Annotated in this window: 22 protein-coding genes and 1 pseudogene; 4 read left to right on the top strand and 19 right to left on the bottom strand. The window is 41.9% G+C overall.

Translation table 11 applies throughout. The annotated features are described in order from the left end of the window. The first annotated feature begins 276 nt into the window (after positions 1 to 276). On the top strand, positions 277 to 1,743 hold the full coding sequence (locus NYR53_RS09905; RefSeq protein ID WP_261305011.1) for a serine hydrolase domain-containing protein: 1,467 nt from the start codon (positions 277 to 279) through the stop codon (positions 1,741 to 1,743). A 456-nt stretch (positions 1,744 to 2,199) separates the two neighbouring features. Here the strand turns inward: NYR53_RS09905 and NYR53_RS09895 are convergent, their stop codons facing one another. From NYR53_RS09895 to NYR53_RS09870, 6 genes are all read right to left on the bottom strand, one after another. Further along, positions 2,200 to 2,988: an arylamine N-acetyltransferase family protein gene (locus tag NYR53_RS09895; RefSeq protein ID WP_261305010.1), complete on the bottom strand. Its 789-nt coding sequence runs from the start codon at positions 2,986 to 2,988 to the stop codon at positions 2,200 to 2,202. 279 nt (positions 2,989 to 3,267) lie between these two features. Beyond that, positions 3,268 to 4,254, bottom strand: coding sequence for a DMT family transporter (locus NYR53_RS09890; RefSeq protein ID WP_261305009.1), 987 nt, complete (start codon positions 4,252 to 4,254; stop codon positions 3,268 to 3,270). Between the two features lie 111 nt (positions 4,255 to 4,365). Continuing rightward, a complete protein-coding gene (locus tag NYR53_RS09885; RefSeq protein WP_261305008.1) occupies positions 4,366 to 4,755 on the bottom strand; it encodes a tautomerase family protein in 390 nt (129 codons plus the stop codon). 49 nt (positions 4,756 to 4,804) lie between these two features. Further along, the gene (locus tag NYR53_RS09880) at positions 4,805 to 5,659 is read right to left on the bottom strand and encodes an alpha/beta fold hydrolase (protein WP_261305007.1); all 855 of its coding nucleotides are present in this window, start codon (positions 5,657 to 5,659) and stop codon (positions 4,805 to 4,807) included. A 36-nt stretch (positions 5,660 to 5,695) separates the two neighbouring features. Next, entirely contained in the window at positions 5,696 to 6,784 is a 1,089-nt protein-coding gene (locus NYR53_RS09875; RefSeq protein WP_261305006.1) for an NAD(P)H-dependent flavin oxidoreductase, read from the bottom strand. A gap of 46 nt (positions 6,785 to 6,830) precedes the next feature. Then, positions 6,831 to 8,036 (bottom strand): YbfB/YjiJ family MFS transporter, encoded by a 1,206-nt coding sequence (locus NYR53_RS09870; protein ID WP_261305005.1) that lies wholly within the window; start codon positions 8,034 to 8,036, stop codon positions 6,831 to 6,833. A 109-nt stretch (positions 8,037 to 8,145) separates the two neighbouring features. Here NYR53_RS09870 and NYR53_RS09865 point away from each other — a divergent pair, with 109 nt between their 5' ends. Both NYR53_RS09865 and NYR53_RS09860 read left to right on the top strand, forming a co-directional pair. Continuing rightward, positions 8,146 to 8,376 (top strand): LysR family transcriptional regulator, encoded by a 231-nt coding sequence (locus tag NYR53_RS09865; protein WP_261305004.1) that lies wholly within the window; start codon positions 8,146 to 8,148, stop codon positions 8,374 to 8,376. Next, positions 8,345 to 8,512, top strand: a complete 168-nt coding sequence (locus tag NYR53_RS09860; protein ID WP_261306626.1) for a hypothetical protein — start codon at positions 8,345 to 8,347, stop codon at positions 8,510 to 8,512. Before NYR53_RS09865 ends, NYR53_RS09860 begins: the two co-directional genes overlap by 32 nt. Positions 8,513 to 8,689: 177 nt before the next feature. Here the strand turns inward: NYR53_RS09860 and NYR53_RS09855 are convergent. The 6 genes and pseudogenes from NYR53_RS09855 to NYR53_RS09830 form a co-directional block, all read right to left on the bottom strand. Further along, positions 8,690 to 8,927, bottom strand: a pseudogene (locus NYR53_RS09855) (aldehyde dehydrogenase family protein); the annotation flags it as partial. A 115-nt stretch (positions 8,928 to 9,042) separates the two neighbouring features. Beyond that, on the bottom strand, positions 9,043 to 9,903 hold the full coding sequence (locus NYR53_RS09850) for a polysaccharide deacetylase family protein (RefSeq protein WP_261305003.1): 861 nt from the start codon (positions 9,901 to 9,903) through the stop codon (positions 9,043 to 9,045). A 61-nt stretch (positions 9,904 to 9,964) separates the two neighbouring features. Further along, entirely contained in the window at positions 9,965 to 11,434 is a 1,470-nt protein-coding gene (locus tag NYR53_RS09845; RefSeq protein WP_261305002.1) for a serine hydrolase domain-containing protein, read from the bottom strand. Positions 11,435 to 11,448: 14 nt separating this feature from the next. Next, on the bottom strand, positions 11,449 to 12,411 hold the full coding sequence (locus NYR53_RS09840; protein ID WP_261305001.1) for an ABC transporter permease: 963 nt from the start codon (positions 12,409 to 12,411) through the stop codon (positions 11,449 to 11,451). Between the two features lie 31 nt (positions 12,412 to 12,442). After that, entirely contained in the window at positions 12,443 to 13,942 is a 1,500-nt protein-coding gene (locus tag NYR53_RS09835; RefSeq protein ID WP_261305000.1) for a sugar ABC transporter ATP-binding protein, read from the bottom strand. A 20-nt stretch (positions 13,943 to 13,962) separates the two neighbouring features. After that, complete coding sequence (locus NYR53_RS09830) at positions 13,963 to 14,922, bottom strand: sugar ABC transporter substrate-binding protein (RefSeq protein ID WP_261304999.1); 960 nt, start codon at positions 14,920 to 14,922, stop codon at positions 13,963 to 13,965. A 127-nt stretch (positions 14,923 to 15,049) separates the two neighbouring features. Here NYR53_RS09830 and NYR53_RS09825 point away from each other — a divergent pair, with 127 nt between their 5' ends. Next, complete coding sequence (locus tag NYR53_RS09825) at positions 15,050 to 15,949, top strand: LysR substrate-binding domain-containing protein (protein WP_261304998.1); 900 nt, start codon at positions 15,050 to 15,052, stop codon at positions 15,947 to 15,949. On the opposite strand, the gene NYR53_RS09820 is transcribed toward NYR53_RS09825, so the two are convergent. The 7 genes from NYR53_RS09820 to NYR53_RS09790 all read right to left on the bottom strand — a co-directional run bounded on the left by NYR53_RS09820 (position 15,944) and on the right by NYR53_RS09790 (position 26,046). After that, the gene (locus tag NYR53_RS09820; protein WP_261304997.1) at positions 15,944 to 16,915 is read right to left on the bottom strand and encodes an NAD(P)H-dependent flavin oxidoreductase; all 972 of its coding nucleotides are present in this window, start codon (positions 16,913 to 16,915) and stop codon (positions 15,944 to 15,946) included. The two genes, NYR53_RS09825 and NYR53_RS09820, sit on opposite strands and share 6 nt — an antisense overlap. 40 nt (positions 16,916 to 16,955) lie before the next feature. Further along, positions 16,956 to 18,410: a CoA-acylating methylmalonate-semialdehyde dehydrogenase gene (locus NYR53_RS09815; RefSeq protein WP_261304996.1), complete on the bottom strand. Its 1,455-nt coding sequence runs from the start codon at positions 18,408 to 18,410 to the stop codon at positions 16,956 to 16,958. Between the two features lie 145 nt (positions 18,411 to 18,555). Further along, complete coding sequence (locus NYR53_RS09810; protein ID WP_261304995.1) at positions 18,556 to 19,368, bottom strand: carbohydrate ABC transporter permease; 813 nt, start codon at positions 19,366 to 19,368, stop codon at positions 18,556 to 18,558. 3 nt (positions 19,369 to 19,371) lie between these two features. Continuing rightward, positions 19,372 to 20,331, bottom strand: a complete 960-nt coding sequence (locus NYR53_RS09805; protein ID WP_261304994.1) for a carbohydrate ABC transporter permease — start codon at positions 20,329 to 20,331, stop codon at positions 19,372 to 19,374. A gap of 66 nt (positions 20,332 to 20,397) precedes the next feature. After that, positions 20,398 to 21,798, bottom strand: a complete 1,401-nt coding sequence (locus NYR53_RS09800) for an ABC transporter substrate-binding protein (RefSeq protein ID WP_261304993.1) — start codon at positions 21,796 to 21,798, stop codon at positions 20,398 to 20,400. A 115-nt stretch (positions 21,799 to 21,913) separates the two neighbouring features. Further along, positions 21,914 to 24,718 (bottom strand): sensor histidine kinase, encoded by a 2,805-nt coding sequence (locus NYR53_RS09795; RefSeq protein ID WP_261304992.1) that lies wholly within the window; start codon positions 24,716 to 24,718, stop codon positions 21,914 to 21,916. Next, a complete protein-coding gene (locus NYR53_RS09790; RefSeq protein WP_261304991.1) occupies positions 24,715 to 26,046 on the bottom strand; it encodes a response regulator in 1,332 nt (443 codons plus the stop codon). Before NYR53_RS09790 ends, NYR53_RS09795 begins: the two co-directional genes overlap by 4 nt. Between the last annotated feature and the right edge of the window lie 181 nt (positions 26,047 to 26,227).

Raw genomic sequence — 26,227 nt, 5'->3', positions numbered from 1 at the left:
GATTTTGAGCAGGGGGTTTGAGCGCTTTTTATGATCAGAGATTAACGACTGAAAGGTTTTGGAGAAACAATAAGCCGAGGTGAACATTTTGTTCCAAGGTAAAAATCTTCTGACTGAAATATTGGGGGCAAGCATCCTAATGTCCTGGGTTAGTTGAATATTCAAAAAAACAATTATTATATGGTCGAACCAAGCATAAATATAATAAATGGTTGTATGGACTTGAATTAAACTCGAAACCAAACCGCCCTTACGAAGATGCAAGGAGTGACTACGATGTCCAACTATTACGAGTTGCCACGCAGCACCCCTGAAGCACAGGGAATTTCCTCATCATCTATTTTGTCTTTTTTAAACGCAGTGGAAGAGCGCAAACTTCAGCTTCATGGGTTTATGTTCCTTCGTCATGGCCATGTCGTAGCTGAGGGTTGGTGGTCACCGTATCACCCCTCTTGTCCTCATTCGGCTTACTCCGTAACTAAAAGTTTTACTTCCACCGCTGTCGGTTTTGCAATACAAGAAGGACTCTTATCCGTTGAAGATCAGGTACTCCCTTTTTTCCCCAATTTACTGACAAAAGGTATTAAACTTAATATGGGAACGTTAAAGGTTAAGCATCTACTCACCATGTCGACCGGACATAATCAAGACCTTCTTCGTTTTAAAGGCTTATTTCAATTTTTGAAAGACAAAACTGTGTTAAGTATAGGGAACGAAAAAAACGAAAACTGGGTGAGGGCTTTCTTCGATTTCCCGATAGAAATTTCACCCGGGACTCAATTTCAATATAATAGCGGGGCTAGTCAAATGTTGTCCGAAATCGTAACAAGAGTGACAGGCCAAACACTGCTTAACTATTTGCAACCTCGGCTATTTGAGCCATTGGGGATTCAACGGCCAATATGGGAATTTTCTCCGCAAGGGACAAACACCGGAGGATGGGGTCTTCGTCTCAAGACAGAGGATCTTGCCCGATTTGGTCTTTTATTTTTACAAAAAGGAGTTTGGGACGGCAAGCGTCTATTATCTCAATCATGGGTTGAAGAAGCGACTTCCAAACAAATCGAAACAACCCCAATCCAAAATAAACCGGATTGGGGTCAAGGATATGGATACCAATTTTGGCGCAGCCGTCATGATACGTATAGAGCCGATGGAGCGTTTGGACAATTTATCATTGTGCTGCCAAATAAAGATGCTGTGATAAGCATAAATAGCGGAGAAAAAGCAATGCAAGAAGTGCTGGAATTAATATGGGAAATGTTGTTACCCTTTATGAAGAGTGAAGCATTGCCCAATGATATTCCATCACATCTCTCGCTTGTCCGCAAACTAAAGTCACTTTCGATACTTCAGAAGCCTTGGAGTGAAGGGCAAACATATATTTCTAAATATTGTTACAAAATGGAACCCAACGACGATGAGGTTGAATCAGTATTATTCGATTTCCACTACGATAAGTGTATTTTCAAGTGGCGGAATCCTTCAGGTGTAAATCAAATTGTTTGCGGCCTGATAGAATGGTATATAGATGACAAAATACTCCCTGGAGAAATAATAGCGATAAAAGGCATATGGTCCAATGAGAAAACTTTTATCATTCATTTGGTCCGCATTTTCAGTGGATATCACGATAAGTTATATTGTCATTTTGAAATAGGCCGAGTGTATCTGGAATATTCCCATAATAATTTTATCTTCTCTAAAGAACGCAAGTTGGTCGGAAACCTTGAATTTTCGTAAGATTTTGATCGACCTAAAGTAAAGCCTCAGGTATTTCTAAATTTATTCATCTTTTATTGTTAAGATAACTTAAGAGCGTTTGAAAACATGTATCACGATAAAATTGATGCAATTCCAAGAGTTCCGAAATGTTAAACCTTACCCAAGGGCTGCCCATAAACCCTTTGAACACCGAATAGTCTTTGAAAGCGAACACAGAACCCGCCAGCGGGATGTACTTGAAAACGATGAGAAAAATAATACCCGGTATGGCTATCACATATCACATACAGAGGTCAATACACCTTCATTCAGATGAGTCAACCTGATTCCTCCTAGAATTGCCTGTTGTATTCGCTTACACCTGCTTAAAATAGTCCCATAATTGAGATTAAAATGGTTCCATTCCCTAAAACTTAATCGTAGTGACATTAAAGTACTCCCATATAACTAACATGTCCCGTGAGTTCAGAACCTTCAATAAGAGTTGTTTATGCCAAACTTATCCATGAGTATCTCTTTGAATAAGTTTTTGTCAATTTCTTTTTTATCTTCTTTTCCATCAATCCATTCGGTGAACGAGGTATCCGTTAGAATTATGTTTCCTCGTTGATTTTGCCTAGTGATTAATGGTTTCTTATTAAAACGTGATTCTGGATGCTCCGCTATTATTCTCTGTACCTCATTCAGTTCCGAAAGATCCTTAACTACAACTGTGGAATCAAACACATACCCTAGTTTCCAACAATCATGTTTGTGTTTCAACTTCATATACAAAAAGTAATCACCGTACTCACTGTCCGCTTTTTCTACTTTAAATTTACCATTATTGGATATAACAATGTCCCCATTTAATGGAACTGGCTTTAACGGTAAGTTCCCTCCAAATCCGGTGTCGACCAAATATTGTTGTCCATCGTGAGTTATGATATTGAGTACATGCGTTCTTCCTGTCGCGCTCCATCGTTCTCCAATATGGTCATAAGTAACACCTCTAACCAGGGTTGTATTAAAGAAATTTTCAGTTAAAAATAAATATAAAATAAAATTTAGCTCATAACAAAGCCCTCCCTCATTTCTTTTGATTATTTTGTCGATTAGATTCTCTTTTGTAATGTCAGTGGTTCTATTTTCAATTACACATAAATTTTCAAATGGGATTTCTCTTGCAGTCTTTTCAAGAACAATGTCTAAGTTTTCAAAAGTTATTATTTCGTTTTTTAAGATACCTATTCTATGACGAAATAGCAAATCTAACTTGTCCATTAATCATTTACCTCCTAACAAACTGTGTACGAAATAATTTTAACATGAACTGAATAGGCTGCCGTTCATTTTTAGCGGCAGCCTTAGTTTGGAGTTGTTTAGCTCAAGCTCAACGGCATTATTTTAACGCTTTTATCCGTTATCACAACTTCATCTTTTTCTTTTAATACCTCTGGTTGTTCTACGAATATCATTACACGCTACACAAGCGTACCATCACACAATATTCTCCCACAGATCTTGGACACCAGCACTGGTGTGAAGAAGCTCACAGTGACCCTATTTGGCAATATCTATATCTTTCTTTCGCCTGCCGCTCCGGCGATTTACAATCGACACTCCCAGCAGCATTAAGGCCGATCCGGCAATTTGCGCAACCGTAAGGACATCGCCGATCATGACGGTCGCCAGCACTAAGCCGGCAACGGGAACGATGTACAGGAAGACCGCCGCTCTGGCAGGCCCGATCCTTTTTACCCCGAGATAATAGAACCAGTTGGCCAGCACGCTCGGAAATAAAGCCATGTAAAATTGACTTACCCAAAAATCCAAGCTCAAGTGGGTCCAATGAACCGCAGCTAAATCGCGTACGGAAAAGGCGCCGATAACAACCGATCCGAACAGCATCGCATACGCTGTCGCAACCAACGGGGAAATTCGCTGAAGGATTTTCTTTCCCATTAGGGTGTAAATGGACCAACAAGCGGCTGCGGCAATAAACATAAAATCGCCTGTGATCCGATGAATGTCTCTTACTTCCCCGAGTACCACACTCAAAAAGAAGACGGCCGATCCGGCCAACGTGATGCCAAGTCCGGTCACCTGCTGCCATCGGAATTTCTCCTTGAGGAAAATCACCGCAAGCACTACTGTTATCGCCGGACTTAAAGTCGGAATGATCATGCTTCCGTCCGACGCCTTGGAGTAGGCCAATCCCCAGAAAAGCAGCAAATTGTACGCCGCCACACCGACAAGCCCGAGGACGAGTACCCCGGCCCAATTTCCGTTCGGCGTAACTTGCACGGTTTTGTCCCTGCTTCGTAATATAATCAAAAGCAATACGGCGAAGAAGGCGCCCAAACCGAAACGGATGAAGGCGGCCGCCGAGGGCGGGACATCGCCCACAACGATTTTCGATGTCACAAAAGCGCTGCCCCAAAAAATTGCCGTCGCGGTAAGCATTGCATATGTCGCGGCTTTGCCGAACGTCGGCGTTTGTGCCGGTACTGCTGCCGTTTTCAAGGTAAACCACTCCCTTTCGGTCATACGCTTGGAGCGTGTTTATATGCTCTTGTGAAGTTCTCTCATCAGCCGCATCCAATTTTCTTTCATGGCTATCGTCGCTATGGGCTGTTATTTATGCATATCATCTTCGCCTCATAACTTTCCGGTTAAAAACTGTGCCTCACCTAGTCCAAAACTCCAGTCAGAATCCGCATTTTCGACGATAGACACCATTAAGTCGCTTGGTGCGATACCACACTCTGCTTCCAGCCTTTTGGATAGTAAGGAATAGAATTCTTGCTTCTTCTCTTTTGGTCTGGCTTTGCTTACAATGGATAAAACAACTAAATTATTGGTGCGGTTAAGTCCTAACCCTGTATCTTCAATAATCATATATTCTGCTGGGTGTTCATGAACAATTTGATAACGGTCACGCTGAGGAACGTCGAAAACTTCTACGACAACAGTATGAACAACTTCTAAAAGTTTTTTCAGACTTGCTTTATCACGACCTTCTATAAGGTCAAAACGAAGTAAAGGCATACATTCTTTTCTCCTTCAATATTGAAATATAAATTTCTGGCGTTTGGTGTTAGATATCATTTCTCTTTAAGAAATCTAAAATTAATTCACCTATTTCATTTGCATGTGTTTCCAATGCAAAATGACCCGTATCTAATAAATGAATCTCGGCATTAGGTAAATCTTTCCTAAAAGCGTTAGCACCCTCTGGAATAAATGAAACATCATTTTTACCCCAAGCTGCCAGAAACGGTGGTTGATATTCGCGAAGATACTGTTGAAAGAGTGGGTACATCTTTACATTATTTTGGTAATCAAAAATTAAATCTAATTGTTTTTCATCATTTCCGAGTCGAGACATATAGGCAATATCTAGCGTATAACCATCAGAAGAAACTTGATTATCTTGTGTTCCATCCAGATATTGATTCTTAATCGTGTCAGGTTCAAATGCTGTCCGATAACTTTCTCTTTTTTCTTGTGTTGGATTATTCCAATATTCTGCTCGGGCAGCCCATTTCTTACCCAAACCCTCGCTATATATATTTCCATTTTGGCTAATTATTGCTGTCACACGATCTGGATGGTTCATTGCTAAACGAAAGCCAATAGGTGCCCCATAATCAAAGACATACAGTGCATACTTAGTAAGTCCCAAGCGGTCAACAAAAGCTTCAATAATTTCAGTAAGATGTTCAAATGTATAGAAAAATGTGCTTCTATCAGGTGATGTTGTTTGCCCGAATCCCGGATAATCAGGAGCAATCACGTGATAGTCTTTTTCTAAAATTGGTATTAGGTCTCGGAACATGTGACTTGAAGTGGGAAAACCATGGAGTAATAAAATTACCGGTTTGTTGGGATCACCAGCCTCACGGTAAAAAACACTTAATCCCTCTACCTCTAAATAATGATATGTCGTCAATTTAAACCCTCCCTTTTACAAATTCTAGTGCTCGAATCAGAATCGTCCACCTGAGTAGAGGAAACTCTTTTTAACAAGGGCATCTGCTTGATCGATGGTTTGTTTGACGATTGCAGCTGCAGATTGGTCGCTGGCTAACCTAAGACCCTGCCCCGCCCAAAGTGACATATATTCAGGGTCATTCGCTTTTGCAGCCGCTTGTCGAATATCTCGCGTCATAGCGTTTTGTATGGGGTAAGGAGGGATTGTTCCTGGATACTGATGCAAGTCATTCATAAATTTTGTTCGAATACCTCTTGCCGCTTTGCCTGAATATGCGCGAGTAATTTCAGTGGAGTCCTCATTGGCTGAGAGGATCTTCTGTTTGTACGTTTCATTGGCGCCGCTCTCCGGGCACGCCAGAAACGCAGAGCCCATCTGCACAGCAGCGGCCCCTAATGCGAGGCTCGCTACAAGTCCCCTTCCATCCATGATGCCCCCCGATGCGATGACCGGAATCGACACATGATCTACAATCTGAGGAACGAGAGCCATGGTTCCAATCAGCGATTCGGAAACATTTTTCAAGAATGAGCCTCGGTGACCTCCTGCCTCACATCCCTGAGCCACAATTGCGTTTACGCCGGCCACTTCCAAATGTTTAGCTTCTTCAACTGTTGTTGCAGTGCCTATTACGACTGTACCACACTGCTTCATGGCTTGGAGCACGTCATGTGATGGTATACCAAACGTAAAACTAAATACCGGGATCTTCTCTTCAAGCAATACTTGAACTTGCTCCTCAAACGATTCCGAAGACTTCAGAATCGTTGGATTTTGAGCAATGCCAAGTTTGACGCGGTAATTATTGAGATAATCTGTCATTTGAACGATTGCTTCTTCTTCTTCCTCTGGTTGTTCAGGTACAAACAAATTTACTCCGAAAGGCTGGTCTGTTAATTCTCTGATCTTTTGAATCGTGCCGCGGAGTTGCTCCGGCGTTAAGTACCCGGCTCCCAGATTACCTAAGCCTCCGGCATTTGAAACTGCTGCTACTAAGTCAGGCGTTGTGGGGCCACCTGCCATCGGCGCTTGGAATATTGGGTATTTAATTTTTAGCGAGCGTGTTAACTCAGTTTTGAACACTGTTGAACGCCTCCTGTTACTGTACTTTGGATGAATACGAAATTTATTAATAGTTTCTTAACAATCCTCTTTTATTTGAATTGACTGCACCGGTTATCAATATCGTAACAGCGATAATGAGCACCAAAGTAGCAAGAATGAGCGACAGGCTGTAACTATGCGCCACTTCCAAAACGATCCCGGCTCCGATCGGACCTAGTATTTGCCCGATTCCATAAAAGCCAGTCATCAGTGCAATTGCTCTATTGCCACTGGATGGTCTCGCCATACGAGCTGCAGCGATTGCGAGCATGGAAATCCCCATAAACGTCCCGCCAAAAAGGATAGACCCAAGCGTTACACCGATTATATTGGGCAGCCATACAGGCATTATGACCCCGAAAGCTTGCAGGATAAACGCAGTAATCAATGGTTTGATGTAACCTGCTTTACTCGTCCACCAAGACCAGAGAACTGTCGATGGTACTGCCGCTATTCCAACGATAATCCAACTATAGTCAGCAAAACTTGACATATGGGGCATTTGTTTGACCATTGCTACTAGAAACGTCGCACTAACAATATAACCAAGCCCCTCAAGTCCATAAGTAACAAGTAGCCAACCAAAGATAGATTCATTTTCGGCTGATGAAGTCGGGGAATCAGTATTTGGAGCTTTCGGCTTCGTTTTATCATCTCGGATAAAAGTCCAAACTGGAGCTAATAAGACGATGCCGATAACCAAAAGACCAATCCAAGTTCCCCTCCAAGAGAAATGGCTCAGAATGGGTGTAAGTAAACCAGTTAAAGCAATACCGGTACCAACCCCGCCATAAAAAATACCTATCCACTTTTGGCGTTTGTCTGAAAGCAGAGCATCCAATACTAAACTTGATGACAAGACGAAAATAAGGCCACTGCTAATTCCAGTTAAGAAGCGCAAAATCATCCACCAAATAAAAGATGAAGCAATTCCCATAAGCCCCGTTGAAATGATGCAAAGTACCAATTGAATCTTAAGATGGTAAGCTCTACGGGTTCCCCAAGCAATAAATCCTGCGCAAAAGGCAGCGATAAGGTAACCCAAGTTATTGCTACCGGCCAAATACCCAGATTCCGTGACGGAAAGATGAGCTTGTGATTGCATCAATGGAAGTATGGAAGTGTATGAAAAACGTCCGATTCCCATTGCAATGATGAGCATAACAAATCCACCTATCATGATCTTGGTGGATTCAAAAATTTTCGTATGTTTAATTCCTGCATTCTCCATAAGACAAGCCCCTTTCTAAATTCATTGTACCCCCCCTAAGATATCGCGTAAAATGAATATAATCGATAGTAAACATTAAAATTTTCAATACCTAAACGAAGGAACGACAGTGAACATCCGGGACTTGCAGATTTTTCTGGCTGTTGCAAACGAGGCGAGTATTTCAAGGGCAGCTGAGAAAATGAAATACGTTCAGTCGAGTATATGTATCCGTATCCAGCAGCTCGAAAGTGAATTGAAAACTGAGTTATTCCGCCGTAGGCAGCAAGGTATTCGGCTAACAATCTCCGATGAGGCATTAAAATCCTATGCTGAGAGAATTATCTTTCTTACGCAATGAACGTGCCGTTGCAGATAACTCGATCCCTAGAGGGACACTTCGGATCGGATCGTTTGAAACCACAGCAGTCACTCGGCTTCCATATATTATCTCCGATTACCATATGTCTTATCCGGAGGGTCGATTTGACATTTAGGTATAGGAGGACTAATATTTCCGATAAAGGAAACAAATCTTAGCTTCGAGCATTGCGATGCGTAAACGTAATGCGCAACTGATCTAAATACGAAGAGAGCCACTCCCTACCGGAGTGGCTCTCCCCACAGAAATCAATAATGAATCACCCACTTGATTGTAAGGACCAAATTGATTTTTATAAGTTTCCAATCGATAAATATTTTGTTTCCAAATATGGTTCGATACCTTCAATTATAGTTATTTCTGAAGAAATAGGCTGCAAGTCCATACGGAGTACTATTCGCAATTTCTACAGCTTCCTCCAGGGTCTTAAAACTAATGATTGGAGCGACCGGCCCAAATGTTTCTTCCTGCTTGATCGCCATATCGAGTTGGACGTTAGTCAATTCGGTATGGTAGACAAAGAAATAGCCTTATTCCTTATCGCATTCCCAACTTTTAGTTTGGCTACTTCTTTGCCGCACTAGGTCTTGTTCCATACGGATACCTATTGATAAGGTTTGGGAACATGGAACTCTCTTGATTTTTTTAATCACCCCGTTGCAGACTACGCAATTCTTTCCAACCAATGAGTTGGATATTTTGTTCGCGGATGATGGATTGAATAAGTGGTTCACGAAATACCATATACTCGAAATGCCTTATTTCCCACGTGTCGGTGATGGCTCTCAGCTCATTAGATTCGACGGATGGATGAAAAACGATTTCCGTGATTCCAGGCTTAAGATTGCGTAGGCACTCTGAAACATATTCAATGACAAAACTGTATCTTTGTGCCTTGCTTGGCAATTGAAACGGTAGGACTACCACATGATCAGGTAATTTGACACCCTTGGTGTCCGCTAAACGAATCAATTTCTCATTGTGTGGAATCGGCGCACTTGGTTGTCTCGGCATCCTAAGCGGTAATCCATAATTCGCACAAAGTTCAATAACAGTACTCATGAAGGGCTCTGCAGAACCAATTTGCAGACTCAACATGTGAATATCCAAATGTGTGACATCAACACCCATCAGCAGCGCACATTCGATTTGTGCAATGCATTCCTGTTTAATGTCATCCACAATCGCCAATCCGATCGGGGATACGTCCTCGGGAAAATTCCCAAACTCGTCGACAAAAGGAACAGGATGTGCAAATGATGAAATCGGCCCCCACTTGTAATCCTTCCATTCACTCGTAAACGTCAAGTGAACTCCTACGTCGAAACGATGTGTATTAGCCAAGTTTGCTGCTTGAGTCATCCAAGGACATGTCATCATAAGCGAAGAAGAAGTGATGGCTTTTTCTTCGAATAAGGTTTCAATCGCTTGATTCGTACTGCAACACATTCCGAAATCGTCCGCATTGATGATTAACAACTTTTGATCTCCATTACCTAATCCCATTTGCTATTACCCCCTACTGTAAACGAACCACTCTAAGAAATCTGAAAATCGGCACTTAGGTTCAATTTCTGCGACCGCTGCGGCCTAACCACATATCACGATCATCCGTTGCGCTTCCTGTAAGAGTCGGTAAAAGTGCAGCATTCGAAAAAGGGGTAACCCAGACATTGCGTGAAGTAGACACTTGAACACTCTCTCCAACAAAGTGACAGGTTAAAGTATCGGAAAATGGCAGTTCAACCATGCATAAGGTCATAATGAACCTACTGCTGTTTATCCATGAACCATTTGCAGAGATCTTTACTAATTTACCCGAAATAAATAGTTCACCTTCACACCATTTTCCTATACCACAAGTAACGGTTTGTACTTTTTGGTCATCCCGCAGCGTAAAAGTGCATTCATCTGAGGAAAATTCAAATGAAATAGCACGAATTCCTAGCAAATTTTCCTCTACCAAATATAATTTACTCGATATAGATTCACCTTTAGGGGAAACATGCTTACCGAGAGATGATTCGATTTCCAGTTCCTCAAGTTGCGAGCATCTTTCTTCAACAACTAAAGAAGCTTCTGTATTCATACCAGGCAGCAAAAATTGCCATACAAGATCTAAAACAGCTTGCATATCCATTTCACCTGCTGTCGTTACTACCACTGCATTTTGCTCTGGTAATATGACGCAAAATTGTCCAAATGCACCGTCGCCCCTATAAGCTCCATAACGGCAGCGCCAAAATTGAAATCCGTAACCTTGAGCCCAATCACTACATTCATCGTCCCCATTAACAACATGCATCTGTGTCGCTTGTTCTATCCATTCTGCAGGCAGGATATTCTGACCGTTCCATTTGCCTTTTTGCAAATACAATTGTCCGAATTTTGCAATATCTTCAGTTCGTATACTTAAACCGAATCCACCTGCAGTTATCCCTTTAGGACAAGATTCCCAAGTATAGTTTTCAATACCCAACGGCTTAAATAATCGAGATTGCAAGTAATCTAGCAAAGTTTGACCAGAAACCTTTTGTACGATTGCAGAAAGAATATACGAAGCACCAGAATTGTATAAAAATTTTGTTCCCGGTTCATGTTTTAGTGGAATTTCAAAAAATACTTTTGCCCAATTATCACTTTGTCTCATCTGGTGAATGGTATCCATGTCATGACCTGTCGACATGGAAAGCAGATGTCTTACTTTTAATGCTGCCATGTTTTCTAAATATGTTTCTGAACTTAATTCGGGAAAGAATTTAATAACTTGATCATCTACTGTCAGCAGCCCTTCTTCCACAGCAAAGCCAATAGCTGTGGAAGTAAAACTCTTACTCAATGAATTTAAAAGATGAACGCTATCTTTTTTATAAGGCTTCCACCAGCCTTCCGCCACTACATGACCATGTCGAAGTACCATGAAACTATGCAATTCCAGCTTCTGCTCCTTTATTGCATGTAAGAATGAATTTATTGAACTAGATGTCATTCCTTGTTCTTCCGGTTTGCAACGAGGCAATGGATAAGATGTATACATCTTTGTACCTCCTCTTAAGCTTCTTTAACTTTAAGTTTTACTTTCTTTTCCCTTCTTTGTATGGAATCAACACCAACGGCTGCAATAAGTACAACACCTTTAATTAATCCCTGCCAATTAGAATCTACATTCATTAACTGAAGACCATTGTTTAGGATGCCAATAATCAGAACCCCTACAACTGCTCCTCCTACTTTTCCTTCACCACCCGCAAAGCTGATTCCCCCCAGCACTGCTGCAGTCATGCAATCAAATGGATATGATGCGCCAGCAGCTGGTTGAGCAGAATTTGTACGGGATAACATAATTAAGGAAGCAATGCTGGTTATAAATCCGCAAAGTGCGTAAACAAGATAGGTCATTTTTTCGATATTAATCCCCGCTAAACGAGCCGCTTCACGACTCCCTCCCATAGCATAAACGTAACGTCCGAAGTATGTTTTCTTTAAAATAAACCAAGCGACTGCTATAACGATTACAAAAATAATGACTGGTATTGGAATGGGTCCAAAGTATCCTTGACCAAGCATGGCAAACCCGCGAGGAAGCCCGAAAACAGGGATTCCTTTAGTAATAACGAAAGCTAGACCCTGTAACGCCAACATTGTACCCAGTGTCACTATGATTGGAAGAATGTTGAATTTTACCGATATTAACCCATTAATGGCCCCTATTAATGTCCCAATAATAATACCTAAAATACAAGCTGGTACTATACCTATACCCATCTTAACCATCAGATTACCGACAATCATACCCGTTACCGCCATTTGCCCGCCGACAGAAAGATCCATACCACCGGAAATCATGACAAATGTAACACCAACGACAACGATGCCAAACATGGATACTTGACGTAATATATTCATTACATTATCTACACTCATGAAATGTGGAGAAAAAGAGCCAAAAAAAGCTAGAACAAACATTAACACAATATATATGCCATATTTTTTGTATATTTGATAAAAGTTCATATAATACTCCCCTTTAGTTCCCTTATGCGTATTAAGAAGCGTGCTGCTCCCCACCTGATGCAAGATCCAAAATTTTAGTTTGATCAAATTCCTCTTTTGAAAGAATACCCGTTTGTTTACCCTCTGCAATAACTACGATACGGTCGCTCATACCAATTAACTCCGGCATCTCTGAAGATACGATAATAATGGCAATTCCTGAACTTGCAAGTTCATTCATTAATTTATATATTTCTTGTTTTGCCTGTACATCGATCCCGCGAGTAGGTTCGTCAAAAATAATGACTTGTGTTTGCGCAGCCATCGTTTTTGCAATGACAACTTTTTGTTGATTACCCCCACTTAGGGTACCTACATGCGTCAGAAGTGTGGGAGCTTTTATCTGGAATTTATTTTTGTAATACTGAGAAAGTTCCAACTCTTTTTTTGTATCAACAACTCCAAATCGACTAATACTTTTAATAGAATTAATGACCGTATTCCATTGAATGGACATCGATAAAAACGCTCCAGATTTTTTTCGATCTTCAGGAATAAGTCCAATTCCCTTTGCAATGGCATCTCCTGGTGATTTGATTTTCTCTTCCTTGCCATTCAAAAATATTTTTCCATGGGTACAGCGAGCAGCACCGTATATTAACTGCATCAACTCTGAACGACCTGCGCCAACTAATCCGGCAAAACCGAGAATTTCTCCCTTATGGAGTGAAAAATTAATATTTTCCACTCCATTACCGCTCAAATGTTCTACCCGCAAAGCTTCTCCGCCAATATCTTTACTTCGTTCAGGATAACTTTCAATTAAATCACGACCTGCCATTAACGAAACTAATTCTCTGCGGCTTGTATCGGAAATATTTTTTGTATCAATATAAGTGCCATCCCTCATAATCGTTACTTTATCTGCAATTTCAAACAGTTCTTCTAACCGGTGGCTGATATAAATAATGGTAACTCCCTTAGATTTTAAATCTCGAACGATATCAAATAACATATCCACTTCCGATACAGTTAAGGGTGCCGTTGGCTCGTCCATGATAAGTACTTTAACTTCTCTGCTAACAGCCTTTGCAATTTCAACAATCTGCTGATATGCAGGAGAAAGGTCACGAACAGGTTTAGTCGGATCAATGTTCACCTTCAGTTGTTTAAAAATCTCAGCAGCACGTTTTCTTCGTGCATGATCATCTACAACAAAAGCCCCGAATTTTTTCTCGCCCAAAAACACATTATCCGCAGCTGAAAGAGATGGAACTAATGTAAACTCTTGATAAATGACTTCTACACCGTTTTCTTTTGCAAATTGCGGTTCCATAGCTTTATGCTTTTTTCCATTAATCATGATTGTGCCGCTATCTGGAGCAATTGCACCGGAAATGATTTTCATCAAGGTCGATTTTCCGGCACCATTCTCACCTACAATCGCATGTACTTCACCCTTGGCAAAATCAATGGATACATTGTCTAGTGCCTTCACACCAGGATAAGATTTACATATATTTTCAATGCTTAACACCATCTGTTCTTCCAATTGTTAAGCCTCCTTTCTTACTATTTTACATACTTGCTTATGTTTTCCTTCGTAACTTTAATACCTGGAACGATAACCTTCTTGCCCATAGAATTGTCTCCGTTAACTAAGCGATAGGCATTATCGGCAGTCATTGTAGGAAAGTTTCCCCAATCAATGGTACCTCGGAATATATCGCCATCAGCAATTTTTTGTAATCCCTGCTTCGTTGCGTCGGCTCCGAATGCAGCAAAACCATCACCAGTCTTGCCTGCTGCTTTAAATACTTCAACTGCTTCCAGGGCCATTGCATCACCATAAGCAACAACTACCTTTGTATCCGGATATTTCTGAAGCAGGTTCTCCGTAAAGGCAGTTCCTTCACCAACATTGATAGCCTCCTGCTTCATAACGATCGTACTGTCCGGAAGAAGCTTCTGAAGGGTGTCCACGATTCCATTGGATCTCAATGTCAAATCTGTATTCTTGGTATTCGTCATAACTCCAATTTGTGTTTTTCCATTAAATTTTTGTTTAACATAATCAGCCGCCATTTCAGCAATATTGTTTCCTACTTGAGTATTATCAGCAACCTCTAGAAAATCATAAAATTTTGTTTCTTTACCTACAGCAAAAATCTTGATTCCCTTATCCATTGCTGCTTTCATTGCTTCGCTGGCGGCATCGTCTTGCAACATGACAATGATTTCATCAACATTGGCTACCGTATAGTTTTCAATAGCAGAAATTTCTTTACTTGAATCAGAGTCAAAAGAAGTAGCTTCAACGGTATAACCTTTTTCTTTAAGCTTATCAGAGACATCTTTAACCAGATTGATAAAAAATTCACCTTGAAGAGTTGGTACTAAGAAACCGATCTTCTTTGTAGGCGTTTTCGTTGGAGCAGAAGAATTAGCAGGCGATGCAGTTGGCTGCATGCTGCAAGCTGTCAAACTAAGACCTAGTAATGCAGTTAATGCAACTGAAATCATTTTTTTCATTGAAAATCTTCCCCTTTTCTATTGGTGATAATTATTAGTGTACAATGGATTTCTCATAATATAAAATGAAGTTAAATGATGTTACCTATCATTAATAATGATTCATTTTGCGAAAGGAGCGTTACTTGTGGATATTCGAGACTTGACCATTTTTGCGACAGTGGCTAAAACGGGTAGTATGACTAGAGCAGCGGAACAATTAGATTACGTTCAATCGAATATTACTGCTCGCATTCAGCATATGGAGAACAAACTCGGCACAACGTTGTTTCATCGGCTCCCGCGTAGATTGACGATGACATCAAGCGGAGAAAAGCTGCTAAAATACGCCGAAAAAATTTTACACCTATACAACGAAGCAGAATATGCGATACAAGATTCGGAGACGCCAAGCGGTTCACTTCGAATAGGAGCTATGGAGACAACAACAGCCACCCGTTTACCAACGATCTTAGCAAAATACCATGAAGCATTCCCAGATGTAGAGTTTTTCTTGTCGACAGGCCCAACAGAACAGTTAATTGATTCTGTCTTAAACTACCATATTGAGGCGGCTTTAGTTGCGGGTCCAGTAAATCACCCATCTCTCGAAGAAGTGGCAGTTATTCAAGAGGAACTTGTGCTGGTTTCCAGCTTGAACAGTATGAACCCCACAATGATGAGGGACCAGCCCACTGCTCTGGTATTTCGAGAAGGATGCTCCTACCGCAAACGACTTGAACAGTATTTAAATCATACAGGGCTTCAATCCAAACATGTAATTGAACTCGGTACGCTCGATGGGATTCTGGGATGCGCCGCTGCGGGACTTGGCGTTTCATTAGTTCCAAGAAACGTCGTCGATAAAGGAAGATTTCAGCTTGCTGTGAATAAAATTCCTGATGAATTTGGCAAAGTACCCACAGTTTTAGTACGGCGTAAAGATGGGTATATATCGTCGGCATTAGCAAAATTCATCGAGACAGTTAAGTTTAATTCTCAATCAGAGACCGTTGATACCTCCATGCCTATGGAACTAAAATCATGACCAAAATTTTTTATCCAAAATAGATTTAGCTTCCAGAATAACATTGTCAACTGCTTCTTTTGCATTTTGAATGCTGTGTATCCTATCAATTCCTTGGCCTGCGAATACGGCAGCAGTATTAAAATCATTAGTTGTCTGAGCATTCTGATATAAAACCTGTACTTCGTTCAATTGCAGCTGCATCTCTTCGACTCGACTATGCCAGCATTCCGTAAATTCATTTTTTAATGCACGCGCGTTATATGGTGCCGGCCAATTTAGCCCGCGTGCAATATCGAAAGTTGGTGTTCGAATGGTATCGGAGCCCTTACCGCGAATCATTCTGGACTTTGCCTCTGTATCGCCGGAAGACTCGACAGAGGCATAAAATCGACTTCCCATGACGACACCGTCTGCGCCAAGCATAAGTGCAGCGGCTAAACCGCGACCGTCACAAACTCCTCCCGCTGCCAATACAGGTGTTGGTGCTACTGCATCAACAATAGATGGAACTATACAGAAAGTTCCTTGATCGTTTGTAGAATGCCCCCCCGCTTCCATTCCTTGCGCGACAATAAAATCAGCACCCTCATCACGAGCAATCAGAGCATCATCAATATTCTGCACTTGACAGACAAGCAGCTTACCCGCCTTTTTAATTTTTGAAGCAAATGGGCGAATATCTCCGAAGGAAAGAAAAAGGATATGCGGGTCATATTCAAGAGCAATGTCTAAAAGAAACGATTTGAGGGAGAGTGACCAAGTGATAAATCCAACACCCCAAGGATGATTAGTCCCATTTGCTACAATTTCCAATTCAATTGAGAGACTTTTCTCGTCACCATAACCTCCACCGACAATACCCACACCTCCTGCCTCGGATACTGCCGCAGCTAGTTTTCCACCTGAGATTCTTGCCATAGGGGCTAAAACAATTGGAAACTGAATATTCAATCTTTTCGTTAGGGCTGTCTCCCATTTTTTCATTGGTTTCATCCCTTTCCATTAATTTATTTAGAACACGCAATTAGTATCGTCCTGTAATCATTTTCTTACGGGTATAGAACTCCACAGCATCCCTCCCGTTCGCATGGAGATCTCCGTAGAAGGAATCCTTCCAACCTGAAAATGGAAAGAATGCCATCGGCGCCGGTACACCAATATTAACTCCCAACATTCCAGCATCCACTTCCTCTCGGAACTTCCGAATCGCATTCGCGCTATTGGTGTAAATACATGCTCCATTTGCAAATTGCGATTGGTTAATGAGATTGATTGCATGATCTAGTGAGCTCACACGCATTACGGAGAGAACAGGTCCAAAAATTTCTTCTTTCCAAATCGTCATCGAAGTGTCTACTTCATCAAAAATTGTAGGCCCGAGGAAAAAACCATCATCATGGGCTTCTGGATCCAAACGTCCATCTCGTACGAGTTGCGCTCCTTCAGATACGCCGGATGCGATATAATCTATAACTTTTTGCTTATGATTCTCTCGAATCAAAGGCCCTAAAAAACTTCCTTCCTTTAACCCATCCCCAATTTTTAATGCGTTTGCTGCAATTCGAAGCTTTTCAATCAAAGCATCTCCAATGTCACCAATAGCTACTGCTACTGCACAAGCCATGCAGCGTTCCCCTGCGGAACCAAAAGCAGCATTAACAATTCCTTTTACTGCATCATCTAAGTTCGCATCCGGCATAATAATGGAGTGATTTTTGGCACCCGCCAACGCCTGAACCCTTTTTCCATAAGCAGCAGCAGTTTCATACACATATTTCGCTACAGGTTGTGAGCCGACGAAGGAAATTGCTTTAATATCAGTGTGTTCTAACAAACCATTTACACAATCGTGGGCTCCATGAACGATGTTTAACACTCCATCTGGAAGTCCAGCTTGAGAAAATAACTCAGCCAAGCGAATCGCGGTTAAAGGAGTACGTTCTGATGGTTTTAAAATAAATGTATTTCCGCATGCAATAGCCATAGGGAACATCCAAGTCGGGACCATCATCGGAAAATTAAATGGCGTGATTCCCGCTACGACTCCGACCGGGTAACGGTACATTGCGGAATCCAGACCTGTTGCGATATCCGAAAGTTGCGTTCCCATCATAAGCGTTGGCGCCCCAGCCGCAAATTCAACATTCTCGATCCCACGTTGTACTTCACCGTAGGCTTCCTCGTAGCTTTTTCCATTTTCTTTGGTAATCAAGGTAGCCAATTCATCCCAGTGTTCTACAAGCAATTGTTGGTACTTAAAGAGGATTCGTGCACGTTTGGGCACCGGTGTTTTGCTCCATGTCTTAAATGCTTCCTTTGCAGCAAGAACAGCTTCATCTATATCTCGTTTGGTTGAGATCGGTACGAATGCCATTGTTTCTCCTGTTGCCGGATTAGGAACTTCCATGCTTTCGGCCTCAGTGGCTTCTTTCCATTGACCACCGATGAGATTCATGAGCATTAACGGAGTTTCGCTCATTTCTTTCCCTCCAATCATTTTTTTCATTCAATATTTGAACATTCATTTCAGTAACCGCTTTCATTGTACATAATAAATACATTTAAATGAAATGATTAAAGTTGATAACATCCATCATTGAATATGATTAATCAGCCAGAGATTACTACCCCTTCACTCCGGAAGTAACGACCCCTTCAACCAGAAAACGTTGGCCGATGAAAAATACGACAACGACCGGAAGCATAAACAAAATGGCTGCGGCTGCAGAAACTTGTTGGATAATAATAGTGGAATTTCCCGAGGAATGATAACCGATCGTCGATAACGCAGTAGCGAGCGGGTATTTCGAGTCGTTCAGAAACATGAACGGCGTGATAAAATCTCCCCAAGACCATTGAAAGGCTAAAATCGATATTGTGGCCATGACAGGCAGGGAAATCGGGAGAAAAATATTCCAATAGGTACGGAAGATGGAGCAGCCATCGATCCTTGCCGCTTCTTCCAGATCTTTCGGAATCGCCGAGAAAAATTGCCGGTACAGGAAAATAAAAAACGCCGAACCGCCAAGTCCCCAAATCAACCAAGGATAAAACGTATTTAACAAACCATATTGATGAAAGAAAATAAATGTCGGTATTTGTATCACAATTCCTGGAAGCATTATCGTGGATAAGATAACCAAAAACAAAAAATTTCTCCCCGGCGCTTGAATTCTCGCAAATGCGAACCCGACCAACCCGCTTGACAAAGTCGTGGTAATGACGGAAATGGCGCTAATGATGAAAGAATTTTTTACATATCTCCAAAAGTCGAGCATGGTTGTCGCAAACAAATAGTTTTCGAGATGAAACCCCTGCGGCAAAAATCCCGAGGTGGAAAACCATGGACTTAGAGAATTGCTTATCGCCAGCCAAATCGGGAGGACGAAAACAATAGATAAAGCAAGCAATAATGAATAAATTCCTATGTTCTTCATCCGTTACCCCTCCTGATCCGTTTCGTAATGAACCCAATGTTTACTTGTTTTGAAGACCAGGATCGTCATCAGTAGGATGACAATAAACATGATCCACAGCAGTGCCATTCCGTAAGCATAACGCTGGTAGGCAAAAATTTGCTGGAAGGCATGAACTGCATAGAAGTAATTGGGCCGGATCGGAGCATCCAAAAGCTTGGTCCCTGTCAGGAGGATCGGTTGAACGTATAATTGCAGCGCCTGAATCATACCCATAATCACATTAAAAAAGATAACTGGTGTCATCAATGGTACCGTAATCCGTATAATCTGATGTAAAGCGGAAGCGCCGTCAATCGAGGCGGCCTCATACAAGTCTCGTGGGATCCCTTTTAAACCAGCAAGATTGATTAGAATTCCCCCGCCTGCTCCCCAGAGCAACATCATGATTAAGGAGAAGGTAGCATGATCGTAATCCAACCAGTTGACTGTCGGAAGATGGAGATAATTCAATATTTCATTAATGATGCCATCTTGACCGGCATACAGAAATCGGAATACTAGACTGATTGAAATAACAGGGACAATCGACGGCAAATAATAAATCGTCCGGTACAACCCAATTCCCCGAATGTTCCGGTTTAACAGCAAAGCCAACAACAATCCAACTGCTGTCGAAGCAGGCACGTAAATGACGGTAAGAATCAACGTTCTCCCAAGGGAGTACATGGCGTCCGTATCTTCAAACACGTTGATATAATTTTGCAGCCCGATTATTCTTAAATTATGAAAATTAAATCCGACATAATTGGTGAAGCTTAAATAAAAACCATAAAGTAAAGGAAATAACCCAAAAATCAGAAAAACGATGAACCAAGGCGATATCATCAAATAAAATGCCCTCGTGCGACGCGCCTTTTCACTTAGGCCCTTTCGAGGTTTGCTCTTGTCAACCACAGTCGCACTATTCTCAGGTGTATTCATTGCAGGTTCTCTCCTTACTGTTTAGAAGGAAGAGTGTACGCGCACTCTCCCATAATAGATCCTTTCCTACTTGCCCGACGATGCGTTTTTACTTTCCTGAATGATTCTGTTTGCGTCGTTATTCATGGCGGCGAGCGCGCTATCCAAATTCGCTTTGCCAAAATAGACCGGAGCCAGCTGCTTCTGCAACAGCGTGTTTCCGTTCATCAAGTACGGATTCATTTCGATAAATTTATCGCTGTATTTCAATTCGTCCTGAAGCACCGCATACTTTTGTTTTTCAAATGCAGTCGCTTGCGGAAGCATAGGAAGTAGATGTTTGAATGCTGGAACTCCCCAGCCGCTTTTCGCGCGGTCTTCAGCCGGTTTGCCGCCAAAGTACCATTCGTACACTTTCCAGGCTTCTTTCGGATGCTTCGTTACCTTGTTTATAATACCGCCAACCGCATATCCGACAGGGGATACCCGCTGTCCGCCGTCAGCGATCGGAGCGGGAATCATGACATAATCGTCCAGATGTGTTTTTGCTTTCTCGTCGCTGTTCAAAAAGCCCAACATAAAATAACCTGCTTGCAACATCGCTAATTTATCCGACGCAAAAAGATATCCACCCCAATCCGTTTTATCCTGATTGATAAGGTTCGGTCCATAGTTGCCTTTTACCCCATCCACCCAGTACTGCAGCGCTGCTTTGACTTCCGGTTTGGCAAAGTCGATTTTGCCGTTGTCGTCCGAAGAAAGCTTGACGCCTTTGCCTAGCATATAGTGCATTAAGTACAATAAATCGGCTTCGCCTTTCATACTACCGGAAAGACCGTATTGTTCGATGGTATCGCCCTTTTTAAGGGTCAATTTTTTCGCAAGCTCGAATAGCTGGCTGTAGGTCATAGGGACGGTTTCACTCGGGAATGGGACGCTCGCTGCCGCAAACAATTTCTTATTGTACCAAATCGCAAGATCGTTGGAAAAATCTTTCGGTATGCCATAGAGCGGACCTTGGCCTTGCACCTTGCCGTCATACCGGAAAACGTTAGCCGCAGGAAGAAGGTCGTCTTCTTTTATCACCGCGCTTGTTTGAATGAATGGCGTTAAATCCATGGCAATTCCGCGAATGACATAAGATGAAAGTTCGCTTACGGCGGATACACGGATAATGTCCGGCGCATCGCCGGTAGCTAATTGGGCGTTCAGCTTCGTCTGATCAGTAATGGTGGATGGCTCGTTTTGAATTTTGATGTTCGGATTGGCTGCCTCAAATTCTGCGATTTGTTCTTTGGATATTTCATTTTGATCTAAATTCATCCTTATCGTAACCGGTTCACCGGCCTTGCCGCTCTCTGTCGCTTTAGGCGACGAACCGGTGCCATCGGCAGTGTTGTTGCCGTTTGTAGACGCTTTGCCGCAAGCCGACAAAATCACCGCAACGGATAGGATAGATGCGAAAAGCTTGGCCATGTTCTTATTCAATGCAGACCCTCCCTAAGTTATTTTTGAGATCAGTATCATCTCTCTATATAAACTATACCCCCTTTAAAAATGACCCTCAATCAGACAAAATAGCGAAATCTATGGTATTTAGATGCTATTCATACGTCTCAGCCGGAAAAGAAACCGTTACCTTCGTCCCCTTCATCGGGCTGCTGCTGATCCTCATAGCCGCTTGCTCCTTATAGCATAAATGAAGACGATGATACACGTTGCTTAAACCGATGCCCCCCTTATTGTCGTGACTACCGAAATTGTTCTTCATGTTACGAATCTCATCATTCACCTTGGCAACCGTTTCCTGATCCATACCAATACCGTTGTCGCTAATTTCAATGTAAAGCAGGGCATCCTTTTCCTCCGCTGTAATCCGTATGAACCCTCCTTCTTCAAAACCGGACAGACCATGCTTAAAACAATTTTCTACGATCGGCTGAAGAATAAATTTCACTACGGCAATGTTTTTTAAATGCATCGGAACATCCAATTCAACCCAGAACACCCCGCCATATCGGATTTGTTGTATGGAAATATAGTTCTCAACATGTGCCAGCTCCATAGCAAGAGGCACTTTTCCAACCTCATTGCTTACACTATAACGGAACATTTCGGCTAATGAACCGACGATCTGACTGATTTCTCTGTTACCGTCCTTCTTGCTGCGCATATTGATCGCTTCAAGCGTATTGTATAGAAAATGAGGATTAATTTGAGCTTGAAGCATCTTCAATTCAGCCTGAGTTTTTAAGGATATCAGTTCATTTTCCCTTAGTTTATTGTTCGCATTTTCCTCCGTGATCCTCATGTTTTCACGAATCATCTCGTTGAGTCTATAAATCATTTCGTTATAGTTTCGTATAATCTCCCCAATCTCGTTTTTCGCGTTATAGCTTATCACCCGGCTGAAATCTCCCTCTCCTGCCATTAGGATGGTTCGTTTCAACAGCTCGATCGGCTTGAGCAGAAAGGAAGTGATGATATAAGAAATGACAATGGACACTGCCAGGATGAGAACGATAATAAATGCAAAACTGTAATAGTATTGTCTGGTTTTTAGCACAATATCCTCTATGGAGAATTCGATATTCAGTTGCCATTTCGTGTTGGGTATTTGACCTGACCAAAGTGCGGAACGATTCAAATGCTCCGTAGAATAAGGATTGAACGCATAAATTTGCCGGCCATTTAAATCTGAAATTTGAACAATCGATTCAATCGGGCTTATTTCCGAAAAAAGTGAAACTCTGGGAACAAGCATCAAATAGTATGAGGTCAAACTGCCATTCCGCCAATGTTGTATGCGCTGGATAAGAGCCGGAGTCGTATGATTGTAAACATCCTTATACCCGGAAATCCAGTTAGGCCCGTCTGAATGCTTCACATCTTCGGTATCGATCTTGAACAGATCAAGGTTGTTGGGAAAAATAGAAGAATAGATCCCTTGTCCACTCGAGTCGAATAAGACAAAATACTGGACTTCATTCCAGCTGGGGAACATGGATAGGGTTACAGGTGAATTCGTACCCTGTACTTCAGAAAGTCGGAGGGAATCCAAAACCTCCCGTTTGGCTAGATATTGCTGCAGCTGCTGGCTTACCGATATCTGGCTCATTAATAGATTCATGGAATTCATGCGATTTAAGATAGAAACGTTCATAAAGTCCCCAACTTCATTCACTGCCACTTTCATTTGGCTTTGAATGGCTTGATTGAAGACTCTCGAATATAGATAACCGTTCGAAATGGTCGGAATTATAACGGAAATCGTAAAAAACACAATCAACTTGTTGCGAAGCGATAACGAATCCAAGCCCTTTCGGAGCCATTCATTTGAAATATATTTGAATACCAGTTCATTTGACTTTGACTGATCTTTCAATTTCTTGGCCAGCATCAGGAAAGGATATACGATTTTTTTGGCATAATAATAACTGATCAAGCAGGTAGCGAAAGCAGTCAGACAAGATAACAAAATAAAAAGGAATAGAACCGACTTTGTGGAGAAAGGGACGGAGTCAGAGGATTGGATGTAGATGATCCGGTAGGGGTATGGCTTCAATGCTTTCTCCGTTTGGATGCAATGGCTGCAGTATGGTTGGAAGGCATTGTACGTCGGTGGCTGTTTCACCCCATCAGATGACCAGATCGATTCATCTTTGGCATTAACTATAGAGAAATGAAAATAACCGGAATATGCGTCTGGCAAGCCGCTTCGGAACATATCCTGATTCAGCTCCATAATAATCAGCACGCCATTGATATTTCCGTTCGTAATGATCGGTTTGTTAACGATGTTATCGATGAATGCATTCAACTCGGCTTTACTTTCTTTATTCATATCGGCCTCGGTGTTCCTATCAAGATGCTCAAAATCATGTCTTGAATAGTTGGCCAATTGATTATTGTCTCTCAAAAAAATTTGGTCTATGTGGAGATTTTCGAGCATTTCCATCCGCAGATAAGGAAGCTCGGTAAATATTTCATTATCTGTGTCCTTAATCAACGCCGCTTGATTCACATCGCTGCCGATAAAATAAATCCGCTTCACCATCCCGGATGGTAATTGGAGTCCGTTCATTCTTTGTAATAATTCGGCTTTCCTCGAAGCGACCGTGCGATCATCCCGGATATTCATGAAGCCTTTAAAGAAATCGATATAGTCGGGCGTCTGCAAAACCTGCATCAAATTGTTGAGTTCTCCGAACTTTGTTAACGTATTCTTGTAAAATTGATTCGATACATTGGATTCCCTTTTTTCCCGGACAATTTCATTCATATTATTTAAATAGGATAAGCCAATAAAAATGGATACAATTTGGGCCAATACTGTTAGCAGCACAGATACCATAACGATTTGCTTGCGAGTCGGGCCAAGCTTGCTGAAATACGTGGCTGGATTCATGGCTGGATTCTTCCTTCCGTCCTGTCTGACGCCTCTCTATACTCCGTCGGCGTCTTTCCCATATATTTCTTAAAAATCTCTGAAAAATAAGTATGATCCGAATACCCAACCGACTCGGCAATCTCGTATATTTTATACCGGATATCTCCTAGCAGCTCGATCGCTTTATTCACGCGCATAGTTGTCAAATATTGAATATAAGTTTCCCCAGATTCTCTGAAAAGCGCGCTTAAATGGCCCGGCGTCACGTGCACCTCATTGGCAATTTGCTTCAAAGTAATGCTTTGATGGAAGTTTTGTTTGATGAATTGCTTGGCCTCGTGTACAATCGTACGGTCTTTTTTGTTGTCTTTGATATGGATTGCGGAAGTAAGCGGTTCACTGGTCGCATGGCCAGGTGCCTCATGCTGTAGAGCCTCGGTATATACACGAGCGCTATCTTCCTCCTCCGTGTTATCCAACAGCTGCTTGGCTGATCGGGCAGATCTCCAAATATCCGTTGCATGCCGCGCCGATTTTCCAATGCCGATCGAGAGGGTTGATTTGAATAGCCCTCTGAAGCTGGAAAGCTGCTGCTTAAGTTGGATGAAATCCGACTTGGGTGATGCTTTCATACTAAGCAAACACACTTCCGCATTTTCTTTGTTGACAAGATGATATGCCTTTCCATTAGCATCCCACATATCACATAAAATATTATCCAGGGAGAACGTAATCAGCTTTAATTCGCGATCCGGTAAAACTTGCTTGTTTAAAGAGATTCGATCCAGCCGAACCGCCGCCACTGTGTAGTCGGGACCATCCAGAATAATTTCACTCTCCGAGCAGCCGAGTTCGATATCTTCTACCGACATTCCGCATTTGAATAATTCGGATAAAAATTCTTCCCGCAGTCGCTTGGACAACAGTTTTTCTTTGCGGAGAAGAGCGGATTTCCTCAGTTCCTCCTGTTTCTCCTCATCTAGTTTCCGAACCAATCTCTCGAAGGTTTTTAGCAGAACATCAAATTGTGTGGGTTTCAGCAAATAATCAAATGCGCCGTTTGCGACCGCTTGCTGCGCATAACCAAAGTCGCTGTGGCCCGATAAAATGACAACGCGAATGTAAGGGTGCTGCCGCGCTAACGTATTCAGCAATTCGATCCCATCCATAAAGGGCATCCGAATATCTGTCAGTACAATATCGATCGGATGCTCGGAAATAAACTTCAGTGCATCAAGACCATGCTTGGCGCTCCCCATTAGATTAACTCTCATCGTAGGCCATGGAATCGCCGATAACCCTTCGCGAATTTCTTTCTCGTCGTCGACAATAAGCAGATTATACATGGGCAGTATCCCTCTCCGTTTAATGTAAGTATGAAATGTCCAACAAGTCGCGGTAGCTTGACCTCGCTTTGGTAACCGTTTTCATTGAGATGTGCCCCTTTCTAAATTCATTGTATCTCCCTGTATATATCACGTAAAATGAATATAATCGATAGTAAACATTAAAATATTCAATGCCCAA

Source organism: Paenibacillus andongensis, assembly GCF_025369935.1.
In the GTDB taxonomy this organism is placed as follows: Bacteria; Bacillota; Bacilli; order Paenibacillales; family NBRC-103111; genus Paenibacillus_E; species Paenibacillus_E andongensis.
This window is presented reverse-complemented; position numbering and strand designations above follow the sequence as displayed.